The 17,633-nt window shown below is 74.3% G+C and carries 14 protein-coding genes, 1 other RNA gene and 2 pseudogenes; 11 read left to right on the plus strand and 6 right to left on the minus strand.

What is annotated here, in order from left to right:
- The first annotated feature begins 46 nt into the window (after window positions 1–46).
- Window positions 47–989: pseudogene (locus OJ254_RS16610) on the plus strand (3-oxoacyl-ACP reductase).
- A 66-nt stretch (window positions 990–1,055) separates the two neighbouring features.
- Here the strand turns inward: OJ254_RS16610 and OJ254_RS16615 are convergent.
- On the minus strand, window positions 1,056–1,223 hold the full coding sequence (locus OJ254_RS16615; protein WP_265362951.1) for a hypothetical protein: 168 nt from the start codon (window positions 1,221–1,223) through the stop codon (window positions 1,056–1,058).
- A gap of 145 nt (window positions 1,224–1,368) precedes the next feature.
- Window positions 1,369–2,784, minus strand: coding sequence for a hypothetical protein (locus OJ254_RS16620; RefSeq protein WP_265362952.1), 1,416 nt, complete (start codon window positions 2,782–2,784; stop codon window positions 1,369–1,371).
- Between the two features lie 317 nt (window positions 2,785–3,101).
- Between OJ254_RS16620 and OJ254_RS16625 the strand changes: the two genes are divergently transcribed.
- The 3 genes and pseudogenes from OJ254_RS16625 (at window position 3,102) to OJ254_RS16635 (ending at window position 5,936) form a co-directional block, all read left to right on the plus strand.
- A complete protein-coding gene (locus OJ254_RS16625; RefSeq protein ID WP_261951824.1) occupies window positions 3,102–3,980 on the plus strand; it encodes a Nif3-like dinuclear metal center hexameric protein in 879 nt (292 codons plus the stop codon).
- Window positions 3,977–4,720 (plus strand): zinc ribbon domain-containing protein, encoded by a 744-nt coding sequence (locus OJ254_RS16630; protein WP_265365191.1) that lies wholly within the window; start codon window positions 3,977–3,979, stop codon window positions 4,718–4,720. Before OJ254_RS16625 ends, OJ254_RS16630 begins: the two co-directional genes overlap by 4 nt.
- 3 nt (window positions 4,721–4,723) lie before the next feature.
- Window positions 4,724–5,936: pseudogene (locus tag OJ254_RS16635) on the plus strand (bifunctional RNase H/acid phosphatase).
- Window positions 5,937–6,040: 104 nt separating this feature from the next.
- Here the strand turns inward: OJ254_RS16635 and eda are convergent.
- Entirely contained in the window at window positions 6,041–6,730 is a 690-nt protein-coding gene (gene eda, locus OJ254_RS16640; protein ID WP_265362953.1) for a bifunctional 4-hydroxy-2-oxoglutarate aldolase/2-dehydro-3-deoxy-phosphogluconate aldolase, read from the minus strand.
- Between the two features lie 76 nt (window positions 6,731–6,806).
- Entirely contained in the window at window positions 6,807–7,604 is a 798-nt protein-coding gene (gene yaaA, locus OJ254_RS16645) for a peroxide stress protein YaaA (RefSeq protein WP_265362954.1), read from the minus strand.
- Window positions 7,605–7,845: 241 nt separating this feature from the next.
- Here yaaA and OJ254_RS16650 point away from each other — a divergent pair, with 241 nt between their 5' ends.
- A complete protein-coding gene (locus OJ254_RS16650) occupies window positions 7,846–9,330 on the plus strand; it encodes an RNB domain-containing ribonuclease (protein ID WP_265362955.1) in 1,485 nt (494 codons plus the stop codon).
- Window positions 9,331–10,306: 976 nt separating this feature from the next.
- On the opposite strand, the gene OJ254_RS16655 is transcribed toward OJ254_RS16650, so the two are convergent.
- Window positions 10,307–11,116, minus strand: a complete 810-nt coding sequence (locus OJ254_RS16655) for a MerR family transcriptional regulator (protein ID WP_265362956.1) — start codon at window positions 11,114–11,116, stop codon at window positions 10,307–10,309.
- Window positions 11,117–11,249: 133 nt separating this feature from the next.
- On the opposite strand from OJ254_RS16655, the gene rnpB reads away from it, so the two are divergent.
- The 6 genes from rnpB (at window position 11,250) to OJ254_RS16685 (ending at window position 16,449) form a co-directional block, all read left to right on the plus strand.
- An RNA gene (gene rnpB / locus OJ254_RS16660) (RNase P RNA component class A) lies at window positions 11,250–11,652 on the plus strand.
- A gap of 271 nt (window positions 11,653–11,923) precedes the next feature.
- Window positions 11,924–12,409 (plus strand): hypothetical protein, encoded by a 486-nt coding sequence (locus tag OJ254_RS16665; protein WP_265362957.1) that lies wholly within the window; start codon window positions 11,924–11,926, stop codon window positions 12,407–12,409.
- Window positions 12,406–13,134, plus strand: a complete 729-nt coding sequence (locus OJ254_RS16670) for a hypothetical protein (protein ID WP_265362958.1) — start codon at window positions 12,406–12,408, stop codon at window positions 13,132–13,134. The genes OJ254_RS16665 and OJ254_RS16670 overlap by 4 nt, the downstream gene beginning before the upstream one ends.
- A gap of 201 nt (window positions 13,135–13,335) precedes the next feature.
- The gene (locus tag OJ254_RS16675) at window positions 13,336–14,316 is read left to right on the plus strand and encodes a transporter substrate-binding domain-containing protein (RefSeq protein ID WP_265362959.1); all 981 of its coding nucleotides are present in this window, start codon (window positions 13,336–13,338) and stop codon (window positions 14,314–14,316) included.
- 122 nt (window positions 14,317–14,438) lie between these two features.
- Window positions 14,439–16,013, plus strand: a complete 1,575-nt coding sequence (locus tag OJ254_RS16680; RefSeq protein WP_265362960.1) for a S53 family peptidase — start codon at window positions 14,439–14,441, stop codon at window positions 16,011–16,013.
- A gap of 157 nt (window positions 16,014–16,170) precedes the next feature.
- Window positions 16,171–16,449, plus strand: coding sequence for a hypothetical protein (locus OJ254_RS16685; RefSeq protein WP_265362961.1), 279 nt, complete (start codon window positions 16,171–16,173; stop codon window positions 16,447–16,449).
- Between the two features lie 27 nt (window positions 16,450–16,476).
- Here the strand turns inward: OJ254_RS16685 and OJ254_RS16690 are convergent, their stop codons facing one another.
- Window positions 16,477–17,517: a trypsin-like serine peptidase gene (locus OJ254_RS16690; protein WP_265362962.1), complete on the minus strand. Its 1,041-nt coding sequence runs from the start codon at window positions 17,515–17,517 to the stop codon at window positions 16,477–16,479.
- Between the last annotated feature and the right edge of the window lie 116 nt (window positions 17,518–17,633).

Consider the following 17,633-nt stretch of genomic DNA (forward strand, 5'->3'; position numbering starts at 1 on the left):
ACGCGACCCCGACCCGGCCGGCAGACCGAGAGGACGGGAACGCCAGATGGCACAGCCACTTGAGGCCTGACCGCGATCGTCACCGGGGCCGGCCGCGGACTGGGCCGCGCCGAGGCCCTCGAACTCGCCCGGCTCGGCGCGGCGGTCGTGGTCAACGACTACGGGCAATCGGGCCGCGACGGGTCCGGCGCCGCCTCCGCGGGCCCCGCCGAGGACGTCGCCGCCGAGATCCGCGCGGCGGGCGGCAAGGCGGTGGCCCACGCCGGTGACGTCGCCGACCACCAACAGGCGGGCGCACTCGTCCAGTTGGCGATCGACACCTACGGCCGGCTCGACATCCTCGTCAACAACGCGGGCATCCTCCGGGACCGGATGGTGTTCTCGATGACCGAGGACGAATGGGACACGGTCATCCGGGTGCACCTCAAGGGCCACTTCAACACCACCCGCTTCGCCGCGGCCCACTGGCGCGAGCGGTCCAAGGCGGTAGGCGGCCCGGTGTACGGCAGGATCATCAACACCTCCTCGGAGGCGTTCCTCGCCGGCTCGGCCGGCCAGCCCAACTACGCCGCCGCCAAGGGGGCATCGTCGGCCTCACCACCTCCACGGCGCTGGCGCTGGCCAAATACGGCGTGACCGCCAACGCGATCTGCCCGCGCGCCCGCACCCGGATGACCGAGGACGTCTTCGCCGGCTTCGGGGTGCCGTCCGACGGCCGGCTCGATCCGCTGGCCCCCGAGCACGTCGCGCCGCTCGTCGGCTACCTGGCTTCACCGGCCGCGGCCCGGGTCAACGGCCAGCTGCTGGTCGTCCACGGCGGCATGGTCGCGATCGCCGAACGCCCCCGGATCGCCGCCAAGTTCGACACCGCGAAGGAGGCCTTCACCTTCGAGGAGCTGGACGAGCTGCTGACGCCCCACTACGCACAGCGCCCGCCGCACGAGACGTTCGCGGCGGGCGAGGTGCTGGCTCTCAAACACGGCTCCTGAGGGCACGGCTCCTGAAGCGCGGCTCTCCGGCGCGGTTCCCGAGGCGCGGCCCGGGCCCCCTGGGACTTACGCGCCCTGCGGCTGCTTGTCCCGGCGGTGCCGGCCGTGCGCGGTGGAGTCGGACTCCTCCGCGGCGGCCGGGCCACGGTGCCTGCCGGAGCTTGCAGCCTCGGCGGCCTGGGCGGATGCCTCCTGGGGGCGCGCCTGGGTCGTGTCGGTTCGGGCTTCGGACATGGAAAGAGTCACTCCGTCGGATCGCTTGCTGCTGTACGCGTCGGGACCCCGCCCGGCCGCCGTGGGGTCGTACCCCGAGCGGCGTGATCGGTGGCCGGTCAACCGGCTGCGTAGCCCCCACCCGAAAGTTTAACGGGGTGGGAAATCACGCTCCACCGGGCCTAGCGGGCCCCGAGGGGCGCCTGTTGCAGCGGAACTGGCCTGCGCATATGGGGATGTGCGGGGGAGCGCCGCGGTTCCGCGTGGGCGGCCTTCGGTTGTGCAGATGATGTGGAGTGGTTGGTGGCATCCCCTGCATCCGGGACAATCCCCCCGCCGCGCACGGCCGCCGCGTCCGCCCCACCCGTACGGACCCCACCGCCCCCACCAGCCCCGCCGACCCCACCGAACCCGCTCGCTCCGCCGGGCCCCCAGGTCCCCCAGGTCCCCCAGATCCCGCTCGCTCCACCGAGCCCACCGAGCCCACCGAGCCCACCGAGCCCACCGAGCCCACCGATCCCACAGATCCCACCGGAATCCTGCGCTCCACCGGTGCCACCGGTGCCACCGGCTCCAGCGGTATGGCCATCCGCGCCAGCCCGCACGGCTCGGCGTCCGTCGCGCACGGCAGCAGCAGTTCGCCGTCGGCCGTCCACAGCCCGGTCCCCGCCAGCCACCCGTCCGGTACGGGCAGTTGCCGCAGCCGCCGGCCCCAGGGGCGCCAGATCCCCAGCCGGGTGCCGTGCGCCGCGTCCACCCGGAACGCCACCGCGCAGCTCTCCGGCGCCAGCATCTGCCCCGGCTGCACGGCGAACGGCGTCACCGCGGCATCGGCCGGCCGCAGGCACTCCGGGAACCGCACCGGCCGGCTGCTGCCCAGCACGCCCCAGCCCAGCCGGTCGTGACCCGGCGCGTCCGAGCGGACCAGCAGCAGCCCGCTGTCCGGATCGGCCAGCAGCAGCCGGTCGTTGCTCTCCTCGGTGATCTGCAGCAGCAGCCCGGTCTCGCCGCCCCGCTCCAGGTCGACCAGGACGGTCTTCGTCCGGCCGGCCAGCTCCCGGTCCAGCGCCAGCAGCCGCCCGCCGCGGTCCAGCCACGCGCCGCCCGTACAGCGCCCGGGAATCTTTGCCACCCGCTCGGGCCCGCCCGCATCGCCGGGCACCCGCCACAGCACGGTGTGCCCGAACGCGGGGGCCAGCGCGTACCCGTCGGTGCCGCCCGGCGTCGGCGGCAGCAGCGTCAGTTCCTCCGCTTCCACGGTGCCCAGCAGGAGTTCACCGGTTCCGGGGCCGGTGGGGTAGAGCAGCGAGAGGGCGAAGCGGTCGGCGACCCGGCGCAGGATCAGCACCCGGCCGTCCGTCAGCGGCAGCAGTTCGCTGTCCGGCTCCTCGGGCTGGCTGCCGGGCAGTGGCACCGCGTACGGCTCCGGGCCGCTCAGCGTCCAGCGCTCCGGGAACCAGCTCCGGTCGGCGTCGTCGTGCCGGGCGAGCCGGGCGGCGTACGAGCCGTCGGCGGCGATCGTCAGGGCCGCGCGGTGCGGGCGGGCCGGGGCCGCGGCGTCCTCAGTGGCGCAGATCGTCATGAAGTGGTCACCTCCAGTCGGCAGACCGAAGCTAGTTTTCGCACTTCCGGCCGATCAACGCGTGTTGCGGCACTTCACGCATAAGGGTGGCGGATGTCCGGTTCGCCGGTGCCGGATGGGACGGTTGTGCTTCACGCTTCAACGGTGGGCCGACTTAGGCAGACCTCACTCCCGGTGGAGGGCGCCACCGCCACCACCGCCGACCGCGTCCCGGACGACCTTGGCGGCTGCCCCGTCACGTGACCTCCCGCCTGCGCCCGCGCGCGGGCGCAGGCGCAGGCGGTGCGGGTTCCCGCCCGGGAGGTAACCTTCCACCCGTGCCCGTACTGTCTGAAGTCCTCACCGCGCTCGACGCCCTCTGGCCCCCCGAGCGGGCCGAAGGGTGGGACGCCGTCGGCACGGTCTGCGGAGACCCGGACGCCGAGGTCCGCCGCGTGCTGTTCGCCGTCGATCCCGTCCAGGAGATCGCCGACGAGGCGGTACGGCTCGGCGCCGACCTGCTCGTCACCCACCACCCGCTCTACCTGCGCGGGACGACGACGGTCGCGGCCTCGACGTTCAAGGGCAAGGTCGTGCACACGCTCATCAAGCACGACATCGCCCTGCACGTCGCGCACACCAACGCCGACACCGCCGACCCCGGCGTCTCCGACGCCCTGGCGGGCGCCCTGGACCTGCGTGTCCTCGGCCCCCTGGTGCCGGACCCGAGCGACCCGGCGGGCCGCCGCGGCCTGGGCCGGATCTGCGAACTGACGCACCCGATGACCCTGGCCGAGTTCGCCTCGTACGCGGCCGCGCACCTGCCGGCCACCGCGCAGGGCATCCGGGCGGCCGGCGACCCGGACCGCGAGATCCGCACCGTCGCGGTCTCCGGCGGCTCCGGCGACAGCCTCTTCGACGACGTCCGGGCGGCCGGTGTGGATGCCTTCCTCACCGCCGACCTGCGCCACCACCCGGCGTCCGAGGCCACCCAGACCACCGGACGGACCAGCCCGCCGGCGCTGCTCGACGCGGCCCACTGGGCCACCGAATGGCCGTGGTGCGAGCAGGCCGCGGCCCAGCTCGACGCGGTCTCCGACCGGCACGACTGGGGACTGCGCACGCACGTCTCCCGTACGGTCACCGACCCCTGGACCGCCCACGCGGCGTCCACCCCGATCTTCACCCCGACGCACACCACAGGAGCCCCCCGCTGAACGCCGCGCCCGCCGACCAGATCCGCCTCCTCGACGTCCAGGCCCTCGACGTCCGGCTCACCCAGCTCGCGCACCGGCTCAAGAACCTCCCCGAGCTGGCCGAGCTGCAGACCCTGGAGGCCGACCTCACCCAGCAGCGCGACCTGCTCGTCGCCGCGCAGACCGAGGAGAGCGACACCAGCCGCGAGCAGACCAAGGCCGAACAGGACGTGGACCAGGTGCGCCAGCGCGCCGCCCGCGACCAGAAGCGGCTGGACTCCGGCGCCGTCACCTCCCCCAAGGACCTGGAGAACCTCCAGCACGAGATCGCCTCGCTCGCCAAGCGCCAGGGCGACCTGGAGGACGTCGTCCTGGAGGTCATGGAGCGCCGCGAGGCCGCCCAGGAGCGGGTCGCCGAACTGACCTCCCGGGTCGAGGCCATCCAGGCCAAGGTCGACGACGCCGTCGCCCGCCGCAACGCCGCCAGCAGCGAGATCGACGCCGAGGCCGCCGCGGTCACCAAGGAGCGCGAGCTGACCGTCGCCGACATCCCGGCCGACCTGCTGAAGCTCTACGACCGCATCCGCGCCAAGGAGGGCGGCGTCGGCGCGGCCCGCCTCTACCAGCGCCGCTGCGAGGGCTGCCGCCTGGAGCTGAACATCACCGAGCTGAACGACATCCGGGCGGCCGCCGGCGACGCCGTCGTGCGCTGCGAGAACTGCGGCCGGATCCTGGTCCGCACCCCGGACTCGGGCCTGTAGACCGTGCCGCGCACGCTGATCGTCGAGGCGGACGGCGGGTCCCGGGCAACCCGGGGCCGGCCGGCTACGGCGCGGTCGTCCTCGACCCGGAAACGGGCGAGGCGCTCGCCGAGGCCGCCGAGTTCATCGGCACCGCGACCAACAACGTCGCCGAGTACAAGGGCCTCGTGGCCGGGCTGCGGGCCGCGCACGCGCTGGACCCGGAGGCCCGCATCCAGGTCCGGATGGACTCCAAGCTGGTCGTCGAGCAGATGTCCGGGCGCTGGCAGATCAAGCACCCGGGCATGAAGCCGCTGGCCGCCGAGGCCAGGTCGGTCTTCCCGGCCGACCGGGTCAGCTACGAGTGGATCCCGCGCGCCAAGAACAAGCACGCCGACCGGCTCGCCAACGAGGCGATGGACGCCGGGAAGGTCGGCAAGCAGTGGGAGCCGCGGGACTCCCGGGCGGCGCTGGCCACCGCCACCGCACCCGCCCGCAGCGCCGCCGCCCGGGCCGCCGACGAGGCCGCGGAACGCGCGGAGTCCGAGCCGAGCGGGCAGCGGCTCCCGAGGCGACGGCCGCCCCGCCGGTCGGCTGGGGCGCCCCGGACCTCGGCGTACCCGCCACGTTCGTCCTGCTGCGGCACGGCGAGACGGCGCTGACGCCCGAGAAGCGGTTCTCCGGCAGCGGCGGCACCGACCCCGAACTCTCCGCCGCCGGCCACCGCCAGGCCGAGGCCACCGCGGCCGCGCTGGCCGCCCGCGGCACGATCCAGGCCGTGGTCAGTTCACCGCTGCGGCGCTGCCGGGAGACCGCCCAGGCGGTCGCCGACCGGCTGGGCCTTGAGGTACGGGTCGAAGAGGGCCTGCGCGAGACCGACTTCGGGGCCTGGGAGGGGCTGACCTTCGCCGAGGTGCGCGAGCGCCACCCCGAGGACCTCGACGCCTGGCTGCACTCCTCGAAGGCGGCGCCCACCGGGGGCGGCGAGTCCTTCGCGTCGGTCGCCCGCCGGGTCGCGGTCACCCGCGACAAGCTGCTGGCCCGGTACGCGGGCAAGACGGTCCTGCTGGTCACCCACGTCACGCCGATCAAAACCCTGGTCCGGCTGGCGCTGGGCGCCCCGCCCGAGTCGCTGTTCCGGATGGAACTCTCCGCCGCCTCGCTGTCCGCGGTGGCGTACTACTCCGACGGCAACGCCTCCCTGCGGCTGCTGAACGAGACGTCGCACCTGCGTTGAGCGGGGCGTCGTACCTGCGTTGAGCGGACGTCGCAGGTACGACGAGCGGGACGTCGTACCTGCGCCGCGAGGGGGCCGGGCGGCGGGCCGGGCGGGCCTGAGGGTCAGGCGCGCAGCGCCGCCGCCTCGTGGGCCAGCCGCTCGACGCGCGACCAGTCCTTGGCGGCCAGTGCGTCGGCCGGCAGCATCCACGTCCCGCCCACGCAGCCGACGTTGGGCAGCGCGAGGTACCCGGGCGCGGACGCCAGGGTGATGCCGCCGGTCGGGCAGAAACGGGCCTGCGGCAGCGGGGCGGCCAGCGACTTCAGATAGGCCGTCCCGCCCGCCGCCTCCGCCGGGAAGAACTTCAGCTCGGTGACGCCCTCGTCCAGCAGCGTCACCACCTCCGAGGCCGTCGAGACACCCGGCAGGAAGGGCAGACCGGAGTCCCGCAGCGCGCCCAGCAGCCGCGGCGACCAGCCGGGGCTGACCAGGAAACGGGCGCCGGCCGCGCAGGCCGCGGCGACCTGGCCGGGGTTGAGCAGCGTGCCCGCGCCGACCACCGCGTCCGGGACCTCGTCGGCGATCGCCCGGATGGCGTCCAGCGCGGCGGGCGTCCGCAGGGTCACCTCGATCGCCGGCAGCCCACCGGCGACCAGCGCCCGGGCGAGCGGTACCGCGTCGGCGGCCTCGTCCAGCACGACGACCGGGATGACGGGGGCGAGCCCGAGGACCGACGGGACCGAGGGACCGGAGGCGGACGTGGGACCGGAGGCGGACGCGGGGGAGGAGGCGGCGCTAGTCACGCCGCCCATACTGCGCTCCGCGCCCACCCTGCGCAACGACCGTTGCGCAGGGTGCAATGTGCTGACTCGATGCCGGTCCCAGGCCCTAGAGCTCCGTGACGATCACATCGAGCGCCCAGGGCTTGCCGCCCTTCGCCGGGGCCTGGGCCTCCACCGCGTAACCCAGGTCGCGCAGCGCCTCGACCAGCTCCGCCGGGCCCTGCGGCGGACGGCCCGCCGACAGCAGGTCGCGGACCATCCGGCCCTTGGTCGCCTTGTTGAAGTGGCTGACGACCGTGCGCTTCTCCACGCCGTTCACGGTCTTCGACTGGAGCACCCGCACCGTCGCGGTCCGCCCGGCCACCTCGCCCTTGGGCTTCCACGCCGTCGCGTACGCCGCCGACCGCAGGTCCAGCACCAGGCCGGTGCCGGCCGCCGCCGGCAGGACCTCCGCCATCGGCGCCCGCCAGTACGCGCCCAGCGCGCCGAGCCCCGGCAGCTTCACGCCCATCGAGCAGCGGTACGACGGGATCCGGTCGGTGATGCGGACGGCGCCCCACAGCCCGGAGAAGACCAGCAGCGACCGCTCGGCCAGTTTCCGGGCCGGCGCGTCCAGGGACGCGAGGCCGAGCGCGTCGTAGAGCACGCCGGTGTAGATCTCGCCGGCCGGCCGTGCCCCGGCCGTCCGCAGCCCCGCGTTCTTGGCGATCTCGCCCTTGAGGCCGTCGCTGAGCCCGAGCACCTCCTGGGCCTTGGTCTCGTCCGCCGCGCACAGTTCGGTGAGCTCGCCGAGGACCGTCTCCCGCGCGGCGGTCAGCCCGGGCAGCGACAGCGCGCCGGTGTCCAGCGGCGCCCCGGCCGCTCCCGGGGCCTTGCCTTCGGACGGCGGCAACAGCACGAGCACGGTGTTCTCCTTCACGGCGGTACGGGCGGGGGTGCGGCCCCCGGAAAGCGTATGGCCTGCGACGCCCGCCCCGGGAACCGCGGCCCGCCCAGGAACCGCGGCCACCCCGAGCTGTGCCCTCCGGACGCGTCAGATGAGCTCCCCGGCACCTGATCGCACGGCGCGCCAGCCGCGCCAGGCGCGCTCCCCGCCCCGTTCGCCCCGCGCGCCACCCGCGCCATCCGGTCATACGCTCGGTTTCATGCCCCGTCGCCATATGCATGTGACCGACGCAGCCGAGGCCCCGCTGCGCGCCGCGCTGCGGGAGCTGCGGATCGATCTGGAGGTCCCGGACCACTTCCCGCCGACGGCCCAGGCCGAGGCGGACAGCGCGGCCCGGGCCCCGCGGATCCCGGCCGCCGACGGCGCGGTGGCGACCGAGCACGCCCTGGACGACGCCACCGACCTGCCCCTCTTCACCATCGACCCGCCCGGTTCCCGCGACCTCGACCAGGCGATGTTCCTCTCCTCCCGCCGCGGCGGGGGCTTCCGCATCCACTACGCCATCGCCGACGTCGCCTCCTTCGTGACGCCGGGCGGCGCGCTGGACGCCGAGGCCCACCACCGCGTGACCACGCTGTACTTCCCCGACGAGCGGATCCCGCTCTACCCGTACGCGCTGAGCGAGGGCGCCGCCAGCCTGCTGCCCGACCAGGACCGCCCGGCCGTCCTCTGGCAGCTCGACCTCGACCCCGAGGGCGGCCTGGTCGCCGCCTCCGTCCGCCGCGCCCTGGTCCGCTCCCGAGCCCGCCTCGACTACGCGGGCGTCCAGCGGGCCATCGACGAGGGGACGGCCGAGGAGCCGCTCGACCTGCTCCGGGAGATCGGCCTGCTGCGCGAGGAACTGGAGGTCGCCCGGGGCGCGATCTCGCTGCACGTCCCCGAGCAGGAGATCGTCGAACGGAACGGCCGCTACCACCTGGAGTACCGCGCGCCCCTGCCGGCGTACGGCTGGAACGCGCAGATCTCCCTGCTCACCGGAATGGCCGCGGCCGAACTGATGCTGGCCGCCGGCACCGGCATCCTGCGGACCCTGCCCACCGCCCCGGACGGCTCGGTGGCCCGGCTGCGGCTGACCGCCCGGGCGCTCGGCGTCGACTGGCCGCACCACACCTCGTACTCCGCGCTGATCCGTGCTCTGGACCCGCACTGCGCCTCGCACGCCGCGTTCCTCCAGGAGTGCACGGCCCTGCTGCGCGGCGCCGGCTACACGGCCTTCGACGGCGCCCCGCCCAGCGCCTCCGAAGCGCTGCACTCGGCCGTCGCCGCCCCGTACGCGCACGCCACCGCACCGCTGCGCCGGCTCGTCGACCGCTACACCTCCGAGCTGTGCCTGGCCGCGTCCGCCGGCCACGAGCCGGCGGACTGGGTGCGCAGCGCGCTGCCCGCGCTGCCGCGCGAGATGGAGACCGGCGCCCAGCGCGCCAACCAGGTCGAGCGGGCCTGCGTCGACCTCGTCGAGGCCGCGCTGCTGCGCGACCGGGTCGGCGAGACCTTCGAGGCCCTGGTCGTCGACATCCAGGAGAAGGACCCCACCCGGGGCACCGTCCACCTCTACGAGCCGGCCGTCATCGGCCCCGTCGAGGCCGCCCCGGAGGGCCCCGGGCTGCCCCTCGGCCAACGCATCCAGGTCCGCCTCGCCGAGGCCGAACCGGGCCTCGAACCGGTCCGCTTCACGCCGGTGTGAGGCCGCGGCGACGCGGTCGCCGGTCGCCGGTCGCCGGTCCCGGTCGCGGTCCGTGTGGTCCCGGTCCGTGTGGTTCGGGCCCCGTCCGTGTCCCGGCTCCGGCCCGTGTGGTCCGGGCCCCGTCCGTGTCCCGGGCCCCGGTCCCCCGCGCTGCCGCTACGCGGCGTCCGCGGCCAGCCCGTCCGCCGCCGGGGTACGCCCGTGAGCTGTCTGGTCCGCCGCCACCCCGCCGCCCGTACGGCCGCCGCCACCCCCGCCGCCCGTACGGCCGCCGCCACCCCCGCGGCCCGTACGGCCGCCACCGCGCCGCGTGCGTCGTCGGCATGGAACCGCACCGTCCGCACCTCGTCGCGGCGCCCCGACAGCCGTACCGCGACGACCGGCGCGGTCAGCTCGACGGTCACCGACGTCTGCCCACCCACGGCCAGCGCCCAGACCCCGTCACCCCCGCCGCCCTTCCCGTCCCCGGAGTCCTCGCCCTTTCCGGAGTCCTCGCCACCCCTGCCACCCCTGCCGTCCCTGCCGCCCCTGCCGTCCCTGCCGTCCCTTCCGTCCCTGCCGTCCTTGCCGTCGTTGGAGAACCGGAGGTCGTACCGGACGGAGGCGATCCGGTCCAGCGGGATGCGGATCTCCCGCCGGGCGCCGTCCCGGAGCAGCAGGTGATCCGTGCCGAGCACATGGGGCCGGGTGACCGCGGCCGCCTGGAAGCCCAGCAGCATCAGCACCGTGTAGACATCGACGAACAGCATCACCACCCGCGCCACCGGAACGTCGGCGAGCATCGCATGCACCCCGGCCGTCTCCACCACGCACACGAACGTCAGCCCGTAGACGAGCGCCGACTGTGCCGCCGCGTACGGCAGGACCCGCTCGCCCGCCGCCACCCCGAACCGCCGCCGCGCCACCCACCACACCAGACTCGCCAGCCACCGCCCCTCATGCGCCAGCAGCCGTCGCGCCCTCCCCTGCTGTCCCTTCACCGGGCACGCTCCGCGACCAGCCGGATCGCCCGGCGCATGACCTCGGCCTGCGCGGGCGGGAAGTGCGCGTAGTACGCCGCCATGAAACCGCCGTCCGCATCCCGGCCCGCATCGGCCGCGCGCGCCCAGTGCTCGCCGCTGACCTCGGCGACCACGGCGTCCGGAATGCAGTCGGCGAGCGCCCGCGCGACCCGTTCCACCCGCGGATCGTCCGCCGCGGCCTCCGCCAGCTCGTCGAGCAGCCCGTACACCTCGTACGCCCGCTCCATAGCCCCCGGCGCCGCGGCGAAGTCCCCGAGCAGGCCGGCGACCCGCTCGCCCGCCCCGTCTCCCGCCGACTCCAGCAGCGCCAGCACCTCCCGTTCCTTCGCCGCCACCGCGGGCTCGGGACCGGGGAGCGTGGCCGAGGTACGGGCCATCTCCCGGAACATCGCGGCCAGTTCGTCCGACACCGGCCCCTCCGCGGGGAGTCCGCCGTGCTCCTCCGCCTGCTGCCGCAGCGCGGCCAGCCGGGCCCGCCGGACCCGGATCTCCGCCTCCTGGCGCGCCAGGTCGGCGTCCAGTTCGGCCAGCACCTCGTGCAGCTCGCGCCCGGAGTCGTCGGCGAGGACGTCCCGGACCTCCTCCAGCCCGAGTCCCAGCTCCGTCAGCCGGCGCAGACGGGCGAGCGCGACCGCGTCCCGCAGCCCGTACTCCCGGTAGCCGTTGGCCCGGCGTTCCGGCTCGGGCAGCAGTCCGAGGTGGTGGTAGTGGCGGACGGCGCGGGTACTGACGCCGACGAGACCTGCGAGCTCACCGATTCTCATGCCGCCAGTAGAAACGTTGCCGCTGCGACAAGGTCAAGCGCGCTCCGGGGCTCCGCGGGCCGGACGCGATGCCGGGAGGCGATGCGGGACGCGGGGCCGGTTCCGCGCCGGGTAGCATGGTCGCCACGGCGGACGAGCCGGCCGGACGGCCGCGTGGGGATCGGCAACGACCCTCCCGAGGAACGTCCGGGCTCCACAGGGCAGGGTGGTGGGTAACACCCACCCGGGGTGACCCGCGGGACAGTGCCACAGAAAGCAAACCGCCGGAGGCTTCGGCCTCCGGTAAGGGTGAAACGGTGGTGTAAGAGACCACCAGCCTCCGAGGTGACTCGGAGGGCTAGGTAAACCCCACCCGGAGCAAGGTCAAGAGGGGGCATCGACGATGCCCCTGCGCGGACGACCGAGGGCTGCCCGCCCGAGTCCGCGGGTAGACCGCACGAGGCTGTCGGCAACGGCAGCCCTAGATGGATGGCCGTCTCCCCCCGGCCCGCAAGGACCGGGGGCGACAGAACCCGGCGTACAGGCCGACTCGTCCGCCGCCTGTGGTTCTTCCGGCCGGGGTTCGGCTGCCGCCGTCCGCCGTCTGTCCGTGCTCGTCTGCGTTCGTGCCGGGGTTTCCGCCCGGGTGACAGCGCCCCGGCGCCACCCCCGCGCGTGAGGCGGCTCGAAGGGCTTGTCGGGTCGGGGTCGCTCGTGGTGAAAACCCCTCAGGCGGGTGGGTGTGGATCAGCTCTCACATGGGTAACACGCCTTTCCCGTATGGGTGTTGCGGCGGGGGCCGTGACTTCTGAGCGTGGGGAGAGCCGGATGTCCGACCTGGCGACCGTATCGGCGGAGATCGCGCCTTATCTGACCATGGCGGCGAACAGCCTCGGTACGTCCGTGATCAGCGCTGCCCAGCAGCGGATCGCCGAGCGCACCGTGACGGCCGGGGAGGGGTTCTTCCGCCGGCTGCTGCGCCGTGGGGACGGGGCGGACGGGGATCCGGTCGGCGACGGTGGCCGGCTGGTCCTCGATCGGGAGCGGGCGGACGACCTCGACGGGCGGTTGGCGGCCCTCGGTGATGACGAGCGCCGGGTGCTGGCGGAGGCGGTGGGTGCCTGGCTGGCGGGGCCCGCCGACCGGCGGGACGGGTCCCAGCTGCTGCGGCAGATCGAGCGGCTCGCCGGGGCCGCGGGCGGCCGTACCGTCCACCATCACGTCACCGCGACCGGCCAGGGATCGATCGCGGCCGGCGAGATCCACGGCGACATCCACATGGGAGGCAGCGCGGACTCCCGGAACGGTTCATGAGCCGGCCGGCGGGCCGCGGCGACGTCCACCACAGCACGACCTCGCACGGCGATCACTCCATCGCGGCCCACGACATCAGGAACATCTTCATCAAGTGGGTGATGCACCCCAGCGCCCGCTGGCTGCCACTGCTGCTGGCCTGCGCCGCCGTGGTGATCGCCGGCACCGACTGGCCGGACGGGCCGGCCCGCCAGTACACCCTCTGGGGCCTGCTCACCGGTCTGTCGGTGGTCACCGCCGCGGCCCGCGTCCTCGACCGCAGCCCGCGCGACGCCCGGCTGGCCGGCGTGCTGTCCCTGGTCTCCGTACTGGCCACGGTCGGCGGCTGGCTGGCCTTCCAGAGCGTCCGGACGCACGGCGAGATCGATGTGACCGGGCAGGTCCGTGCGGTGGGCAGCCAGCCGCTGGACGACGCCGCGCACCGCACGCTCACCCTCCGGCTCGACGCCCGTGCCCTGGCGGAGCCGCGGAACGCGCTGCGGCTGACGCTGGCCATCGCCGACCACGACCCGGCCGGCCCGACCTGCCTGCCGGACACCCGCGCCACGCTCTCGCTGCTCACCGCGGGCACCGCGGACCGCACCGCGGATCTCCGGCCCGGCGGCACCGTCGATTTCGCCCTGGGGGCACGGACCACGACGGTGACGATCGGCGTCCGGCTGCACACCGGCCGCGGCTGCCGGATGGACGTACGGACCACCGGTGCGGTGCTGCATGACCGGTGACGCACCATCAGGGGCACCGCGGTGCCCTACGGACCTCAGGGAGTGAGTGACGCAGATCCCGTAAGAAGCAGATGCGCGCCAGAAGCAGAACCGTCGGAACGGGGGAGACCGATGAGCACCACCCGAGCGTGGAGAATCACCCGGGCGTTGAGCACCACCCGAGCGTGGAGGATCGCCCGGGCGTTGAGCACCACGCGGGCGATGAGCACCACCCGAGCGTGGAGAAGCACACGACCTACGAGCACTGCCCGGCCCACGAGCACCGCCCGGACCACGTGCGCCGCGCGATCCACCAGCACCGCGCGGCCGCCGCTGAAGGCCCGTCGCTCCAAGGCCTTCTCGGGGCTTGCGGTGCTCGCGCTCACCGCGCTCGTGGCGACCGCCTGCGGTTCCTCGGAGCCGCCCTCGCTGTTCGCGGGCGGCAAGGTGTCGGTCGGCGCCAAGAACGACCAGCCCGGTACGGGCGTCGTCCACACCTACAAGTTCTCCGGCTTCGACATCACCGTCGCCCAGCAGATCCTCAAGGCGGTCGGCGCCGAGCCGGACTTCGGGATCGTGCCGTCGGAGGACCGCAGCGCGGTGCTCACCGAGAAGAAGAAGGACCTGGTCGTGGCGACCTTCTCGATCACCGTCGACCGGATGAAGACGCTGGACTTCGCGGGCCCGTACGCGTCCACGTACCAGGGGATCATGGTCCGCAAGAACGACAAGCGGATCCGCAAGCCCGAGGACCTCTTCGGCAAGCGCGTCTGCACCTGGCCCGGGACGACGTCCGCCACCACGCTGGAGGGGCCGGAGTACTCCCGGATCGCGGTCTACGAGCGGCCGGACGCGTCGAGTTGCCTGACCGACCTCAAGGTCAAGAAGGTGGCCGACGCGGTCTCGACCGACCAGATGATCCTCTACGGTTTCACGCAGGAGAACCCGGACCTCAAGGTCGTCCCGGACCTCACCTACGGCTCCGTCAACCACTACGGCATCGCGATGGCCAAGGGGCACCGCAAGGACTGCCTGCGGCTGCGCGACGCGCTGCGGGACTACGTCAACAGCAACAACTGGAGCCACGACTTCTCGACGTCGCTGTGGGCCGCGACGAAGGCCGACCCGACCTGGGAAACCGACTACAAGCCGCGCACCGAGACCATCGACGCCCTGTCCTGCCGGGACCGCCCGCGCACCTGAGGGACCACCCCGCGGCGGTGGTCGGCCCGAAGAGCGGGGTGACCACCGCCGATGAGGACCGGATGCCCGCCGTCCCGCACTCGACATGCGGACATGGCGTGATCGGGTCGATACTTTGTGCTATGAATGAACGATTTGTCCCTATACCTGGTAGTGAGCGGGCCGCCGCGCCCAAGGCGCGCCCCGCCGGTCCCCTCGACGGTTCCACCCCCGTACACGCCACGATCATGCTGCGCCGCCGGGCGGAGGTCCCCCGGGACCTGATCACCGGGCCGGACACCATCTCGCAGGCCGAACTGGCACAGCGGTACGGCGCCGACCAGGCCGACGCCGACCGCGTACGCGAGGTGCTGGGCCGGCACGGCGTCGACGTGAACGACGTCGACCTGGCGTCCCGGCGCATGAAGGTGTCCGGCACCGCGGACCAGATGGCCGCCGCGTTCGGGACCCAGCTGACCCGGGTGGCCAGCCCCGACCCCACCCACGGCGACCTCGTCGAGCACCGGCACCGCGAGGGCCCGCTGCAGCTGCCCGCCGAGCTGGACGGCGTGGTCGTGGCGGTGCTCGGTCTGGACGACCGCCCGCAGGCCCGCCCCCACGTCCGGCACGCGCGGGCCCGGGCCCGCCAGACCTCGTACAAGCCCTCGCAGCTGGCCGGCGTGTACCAGTTCCCGCCGGACACCGACGGCAGCGGGCAGACGCTGGCGATCATCGAACTCGACGGCGGGTTCACCCAGGAAGAGCTGACGGAGTACTTCCGGTCCCTCGGGCTGCCGAAGATGCCCAAGGTGACGGCGGTCAGCGTCGGCACCGCCCGGAACCAGCCGAACGGGGACCCCAAGGGCGCCGACGGCGAGGTGCTGCTGGACATCGAGGTCGCCGGTGCGCTGGCGCCCGGCGCCGAGCAGAAGGTGTACTTCGCGCACAACACCGACCAGGGCTTCGTCAACGCGGTGAGCCAGGCCGTCCACGACACCCCGACCCCGGCCGCGCTGAGCATCAGCTGGGGCGCCGCCGAGCCGTTCTGGACCGACCAGGCCCGCGCCGTGTTCGACGAGGCACTGGCGGACGCGGCGGCGCTGGGCGTGACGGTGTGCGCCGCGGCCGGCGACGACGGCAGCAGCGACGGCGTCCCCGACGGCCGCCCGCACACCGACTTCCCGGCCTCCAGCCCGCACGCCCTGGCCTGCGGCGGCACCCGCCTGGACGCCGACCCGGACTCCGGTCTGGTGCGCAGCGAAGTGGTGTGGGGCGGCGACGGCGGGGGTGCCACCGGTGGCGGCGTCAGCGAGGCGTTCCCGCTGCCGTCCTGGCAGACCACGGCCGGTGTGCCGCACAACGGCGGCGGCCCGGGCCGCGGCCTGCCGGACGTCTCCGGCGTCGCCGACCCGGCCACCGGCTACGAGGTACTGGTGGACGGCCACCGCACGGTGATCGGCGGCACCAGCGCCGTCGCCCCGCTCTGGGCGGCGCTGACCTGCCGGCTGGTCGAGGCGCTCGGCCGCCCGCTCGGCATGCTGCACCCGCTGCTGTACGCCGGTGCCACCCCCGGGCACACCGCCCGCGGCTTCCGTGACGTCACCGTCGGCACCAACGGTGACTTCGAGGCCCACCCGGGCTGGGACACCTGTACCGGCCTGGGAGTCCCGAACGGCACCGAACTCCTCGCCTCCCTGCGGGAGATGGTGCCCCGCTGAACCCCCGGACAGCCGGCCCGCCGGGTGTGCACGGCCGCACCCGGCGGGCCCTCGGCGGATGGCCCGAAGGTGCGGTGGAGCGGCCCCGCGGCCGGTACCCTCGGGAGGAATTTTCTCGAATGAGTGTGCGGAACGGGCGTACGGGGTGGGGGCTGCGGTGCTCAAGCACTACTACCGGCTGGTGTATTGGAAGCGGCGGATCAGCCGGTCGCTGGGATGGCGGCGCGGCATGGGCCCGGGCGCCCTGGGGCCGCACCGGCAGCGGACGCGCACCGGGCGCGGACCCGGGCGCAGTCGCCAACGCCTGTACGGGGCCCGCCCGTTCCTGATCTTCGGTGCCCTGGTCGCGCTCGTCGTGGCGGCCTCGGCGCTGGTCGCCGGCGGCTACGACGACGCCGGCCGGTCGGTGACGACCGGGGTGGCGGACGGGGAGTAGACCCCGCCCGCCCGTGGGGACCGCCGGTCAGGACGCCTGTGCCGTGTTGTACAGGTTCTTGGCGTCGTCGCCGAAGTACGGACCGAACATGGTGTTGGGCAGGAACTGGTAGCCGAAGCTGTTCACCGAGGACTGCAGCCCGGTGCCGGTCTTCTCGTCGAACGAGGTGAACCACGGGCCGCCGCTGGAACCGCCGGTCATGTTGCAGGACAGACCGTGGTCGTGGGAGAACAGCGGGTCCTTCATGGTGGTGCCGCTGCAGTAGATCAGCTTGGTGCCGTCGTACGGTGCCGCCGCCGGATAGCCGAAGGCGTACATCGTCTTGTTGTAGCCGGAGTTGAAGGACAGGCCCTGCCCGCCGACGACGTCGGTGAGCTTCTTGCCGTCGAGCGGGGCGACGACCGCCGCGCCGACGTCGTAGTTGATGTCCTCGCTCGCCGTCCACTGCGGGGTGGAGAGCGTCTTGGCGGCCGACCACTTGCCGTACGGGGCCTGGCCATCGTGGTAGCCGGGCACGAAGACCCAGTTGGTGTGCCAGGCGCCGTCCAGCTTCACGCAGTGCCCGGCGGTGAGCACGGTGCTCTTGTTCGCGCTGGTCACCGCGTCACCGGAGCAGGAGGCGGTGCGCCCCTGGTAGGTGAAGAACACCCGGCCGGCGGTCTTGGTGACCGCGCCGCCACCGGTCCACGGGCCGCCCGGCTGGGCCGCTGCGGCGGTCAGCGGCGCGGCGAGGGACGGCAGCCCGGGCAGCCGGGGGAGCGTCGGCCGTACGGTGAGCGGGGCGCTGCGCGGGACCGCGGCGCGGTGCCGCTGCGCCGGCGCGGCGAGGTCGAGCGGGGTGGCGGACCGCATCCGCGCCGCCGTCCAGAAGGCGCCGGCGGTGCGCTGCGGGGTGGCGGAGCGGTGGGAGTCCTGCGGGGTGGCGGCACCGGCCGCAGAGGTGGGGAGCAGCAGGGCCAGCAGCGTGCCGGCGGCGGTCAGGGTGCCGAGGGCGGCCCGGGACCCGCGCGCCGGACGCCGCGTCGCTATGCCGTCAACTGCCGTGCGGCCACGCTCGTTTCGTCTCACGCGTAACTCCTTCTGCGGGGGCCGCGCACACCGGGCGCGCGGCCGCGAGTGGGGTCCCCCTGCTCCTCGGGAGCGTGGGGGAGAGGCCGCCGCAGGCGGCGGCCCGGCAGACGAGT

This window comes from Streptomyces endophytica (assembly GCF_026153355.1).
Lineage (GTDB): Bacteria > Actinomycetota > Actinomycetes > Streptomycetales > Streptomycetaceae > Streptomyces > Streptomyces endophytica.